The organism is Protofrankia symbiont of Coriaria myrtifolia (assembly GCF_900634755.1).
Lineage (GTDB): Bacteria > Actinomycetota > Actinomycetes > Frankiales > Frankiaceae > Protofrankia > Protofrankia coriariae.
On record NZ_CAAAFS010000256.1, the window covers coordinates 1 to 3,966 of the forward strand.

3 protein-coding genes and 2 pseudogenes are annotated in these 3,966 nt (G+C 70.6%); 1 reads left to right on the top strand and 4 read right to left on the bottom strand.

Going from position 1 to position 3,966, the window contains the following annotated elements:
* A pseudogene (locus CM1CMNOD_RS22485) lies at nucleotides 1-211 on the top strand (hypothetical protein); the annotation flags it as partial.
* 160 nt (nucleotides 212-371) lie between these two features.
* On the opposite strand, the gene CM1CMNOD_RS14495 reads toward CM1CMNOD_RS22485, so the two are convergent.
* The 4 genes and pseudogenes from CM1CMNOD_RS14495 to CM1CMNOD_RS21870 all read right to left on the bottom strand — a co-directional run.
* Nucleotides 372-1,730, bottom strand: a complete 1,359-nt coding sequence (locus tag CM1CMNOD_RS14495) for a class II 3-deoxy-7-phosphoheptulonate synthase (protein WP_013874349.1) — start codon at nucleotides 1,728-1,730, stop codon at nucleotides 372-374.
* A 197-nt stretch (nucleotides 1,731-1,927) separates the two neighbouring features.
* Entirely contained in the window at nucleotides 1,928-2,953 is a 1,026-nt protein-coding gene (locus CM1CMNOD_RS14500) for a 6-phosphofructokinase (protein ID WP_013874350.1), read from the bottom strand.
* A 228-nt stretch (nucleotides 2,954-3,181) separates the two neighbouring features.
* The gene (locus CM1CMNOD_RS14505) at nucleotides 3,182-3,706 is read right to left on the bottom strand and encodes a polyadenylate-specific 3'-exoribonuclease AS (RefSeq protein ID WP_043603767.1); all 525 of its coding nucleotides are present in this window, start codon (nucleotides 3,704-3,706) and stop codon (nucleotides 3,182-3,184) included.
* A gap of 38 nt (nucleotides 3,707-3,744) precedes the next feature.
* Nucleotides 3,745-3,966: pseudogene (locus CM1CMNOD_RS21870) on the bottom strand (hypothetical protein); the annotation flags it as partial.

The following is a 3,966-nucleotide window of genomic DNA, read 5'->3' on the forward strand; positions in this document are numbered from 1 at the left end:
CCCCGGTGGCAGCCCCACGCCGCCGCGGCCGACCCACTCCACGGGCGGCGCCCACAGCCCGCAGGCACCGGCCACGCACGCCTCCGAGCGGCCCTCCGCCCCGACCGACGCGACGCCCACCAGCGTGCCCAAGGCGCCGGAGATAGCGCTGCCGGCCGATACGGACGAGCCCGTCCAACCGGTCAGCACCGGCACTGGCGGACCGGTCTGAGCACCTGTCGGCCCGGGCGTTCCCAGGCGTCCCCGACAGGAGATGATCACTCGACCTGAGCGCATGATCACCAGAATGGCGATCATCGGTCTGGGGTCGCCTGCCGCGGCCCGGGAGGAACGCCGGCCCGCGGCCACCGCGTGGGATCACCCCGTGGGGATCAGCGACCCTGTGAACGGGCCACGTTGATCTGCTGCAGCATCTCCGCCACGAGGAAGGCGAGTTCCAGGGCCTGACCGGTGTTCAGCCGCGGATCGCAGGCGGTCTCGTACCGGCCGGCCAGATCCGCCTCGCCGATGCGCTCCCCACCACCGAGGCACTCGGTGACGTTGTCCCCGGTCAGCTCGATGTGGATCCCCCCGGGATGGGTGCCAAGCTGCCGGTGGACCTCGAAGAAGCCGAGCACCTCGTCCAGGACGTCGTCGAAGTGCCGGGTCTTCACACCGTTGATGTCCCGGGTGTTGCCGTGCATCGGGTCGCACGACCACACCACCGGATGCCCGGCGGAGTTGACCTTCTCGACGATCGCGGGCAGGACGTCCCGGATGCGGCCGGCGCCCATCCGGGTGATGAGCGTGAGCCGGCCGGGCACATGGTCGGGGTTGAGCCGGTCGGCGAGCGCCAGCACCTCGTCGGGCGACGCCTTCGGGCCCACCTTGCAGCCGAGTGGATTGCCGATCCGGGACATCAGGTCCACGTGGGCGCCGTCGAGGTCACGGGTCCGTTCGCCGATCCACAGCAGGTGCGCCGAAAGATCGTAGATCGAGCCGGTGGCGTCCTCCTTGCGGGTGAGCGCCCGTTCGTAGTCCAGCAGCAGCGCCTCGTGGCTGGTGAACAGCTCGACGCCGTGCAGCGTCGGCGTGCGCTCAAGCTCGATACCGCAGGCGGCCATGAACGACAGGGCCCGCTCGATGTCGGTCGCCATCATCTCGTAACGGCGCCCGGCCGCCGAGTCCCGCACGAACGCCTTGTTCCACTCGTGCACCTTGGACAGGTCGGCGAAACCGCCGGTGGCGAAGGCGCGGACGAGGTTCAGCGCGACCGCGCTGGCGTGGTAGGCCTCCAGCATCCGGCCCGGATCGGGCCGGCGGGCCCGCGCCGTGGCTGCGATGTCGTTGACCGCGTCACCGCGGTAGGACGGCAGCCCGGTGCTGGCCTCGATGTCGGCTGAACGGGGCTTGGCGTACTGGCCGGCGATCCGGGCGACCTTGACCACCGGCACGCTCGCGCCATAGGTGAGCACGATCGCCATCTGCAGCAGCGTCTTCACCTTGTCGCGAATCTTGTTGGCGGTGTTCGCGGCGAAGGTCTCCGCGCAGTCGCCGCCCTGCAGCAGAAATGCCTCGCCCCGGGCGACCGCCGCGAGCCGTTCGGTCAGAATCCGCACCTCGGGGGCGACCACCAGCGGTGGCAGTGTCGCCAACCGGTCGCGGACGGCGGCCAGTTCCCCCTGGTCCGGCCAGTTCGGTTGTTGTTTGGCCGGCAGGGCCCGCCAGGCGTCGAGTTCCTCCACAGTCATACAGGGTACGGCCCGGCCATGGGCGCACGTCGCCCAATCCCCGGTGTCACACCATCCGGTGTCACCCGACGGCATCCGGCCGGGTGCCGGCTTCCCGGCCACTTTCCGGCCGGCTGCCCAGGCCCCGCGGCCAATTTCAGCCGGTTCAGCCGGTTCAGCCGGTTCAGCCGGTTTCCCGGCCCTTCGCGGCGGACTTCTCAGCCGAAGAAGACCTCGGCTTCGGCGTAGAGCTCCTCCGGCACCAGTTTGAGCTCCCGGGTCGCCTCCTCCAGCGGCACCCGGTCGATCCGGGTACCGTGCAGCGCCACCATCGTGCCCCAGTCGCCGTCGTGCGCGGCGTCGATGACGTGCAGGCCGAAGCGGGTCGCCAGCCACCGGTCGAACGCCGTCGGGGTACCACCCCGCTGGACGTGGCCGAGCACGGTCGCGCGGGACTCCCGCCCCGTCCGCCCGCGGATCTCGGTCTCCAGAACGGTGGCGATCCCCTGCAGCCGGACATGGCCGAAGGCGTCGAGCTCCCCGTCCTTGACGACCAGCGAACCGGCCACCGGGACAGCGCCCTCCGCCACCACGATGATCGGCGCGTAGTGGGAGGCGAAGCGGTGCTCGACGAAGGCGCAGACCTTGTCGATGTCGAACGGCCGCTCTGGCAGCAGGATCACGTTGGCCCCACCGGCCAGCCCGCTGTGCAGCGCTATCCACCCCGCGTGGCGTCCCATCACCTCCACGATGAGGACGCGGTGGTGACTCTCGGCAGTGGTGTGCAGCCGGTCGATGGCCTCCATCGCGATGTTGACAGCGGTGTCGAAGCCGAAGGTGTAGTCGGTGGCGGACAGGTCGTTGTCGATGGTCTTGGGCACGCCGACGACCGGGATGCCCTCGTCGTGCAGGCGGGCGGCCACCCCCAGGGTGTCCTCCCCACCGATCGCGATCAGCGCGTCGACCCCGTGCGCGGCCAGGGTCTGCCGGATACGCGCGACACCGCCGTCCTCCTTGTAGGGATTTGTACGACTGGATCCGAGAATAGTGCCACCCCGCGGGAGAATTCCGCGTACCGCCTCCACCCCGAGCGGGACGGTGGCGTTCTCCAACGGACCTCGCCAACCATCCCGGAAGCCCACGAAAGAATATCCGTAGACATCCGTGCCCTTGCGGACGACCGCCCGAATGACCGCATTCAGCCCGGGACAGTCCCCACCACCTGTCAGTACTCCGATCCGCATTCCATGCACCTCCTGGCGGGCCGAAGAAGGCGCGATCTTCCTTTTCTCGCGCCCGGCTCCCCTGATCACCCGATGCTCTTCGACCGGTGACGAGCCGCTCCTGTCAGTCCGGAAGCGTAATCCCACGGAGAGGATCGAAGAAACACATCCGCCGCCCGTGGCGCGGGGAATTCCCCGGCCCGGCGGCCGTACTTCACGGAAGTTTCACCGCGATCCTCGCCGTGATCCTCAGCGCGTGGGGGCCGGGGACGGGCAGGTCCGCAGCGGCGCCAGAACCCGCCAGCGGTCGAGGTTGTGCCGGGCGTCGGCGAGCGCGTCGTGGGCGTCGGGCGGCGGGGGCGGCAGCGGTGGCCGGCCGACCTCCTCCCAGAGCTGGCGCAGATCCCGGGTGAAACGAGGAAGGAACCGGGGCAGGTCGGTCATCGTGCCGAAGAGCTGGCAGAGCACCACATGGTCGTAGGCGGCGTACCAGGCCCACAGTTCCGGCGGCCCGGCCGCGCCGAGGAAGGCGACGACGTCGGAGCGGATGCGCGCCCGCCTCCGCCAGCTCGGATCGGACGGCGGCGGAAGCTTGTCCAGGACGTTGCGTCGCACCCACGGCACGGCGAAGGCCGGGTCGAACTCGGTGGACACGGCGTAGTACTCCCGGCTGCCGTCCTCGCTGACGATCCCGATGCTCACCAGATCCAGCCAGAGGTGACCCCCCTCCGAGCGCTCGATGAACTCGGTGTCGTAGAGATAGCGGCTGGCCACCGGTCCAGTCTGCCCGCCGGTCGTCCGAAGGGACGCGCTCATTCGCCGCGGGGGGAGGCCGGGCCGTGGCTGTGGTCGCGACGCAGCCTCGACCACAGCCCGGCGAGGACGACCGTCATCCCGGTGGCGCCGGCCAGCGGCAGTGCCCACAGCAGCATGCCGTTGACGTTCTCGTCAGCGCTGCGCCCGTCGGCCCGGCCGGCGGCGGCCGGGCCGATGGCGGCCGGGCCGCCGCCACCGCCGGCTGCCCCGGCCGGGGC

What these genes read in the sequence shown, in the direction of transcription:
- CM1CMNOD_RS14495 (WP_013874349.1), bottom strand. Translation starts at nt 1,730, where the DNA reads ATGACTGTGGAGGAACTCGACGCCTGGCGGGCCCTGCCGGCCAAACAA.
- CM1CMNOD_RS14500 (WP_013874350.1), bottom strand. Translation starts at nt 2,953, where the DNA reads ATGCGGATCGGAGTACTGACAGGTGGTGGGGACTGTCCCGGGCTGAAT.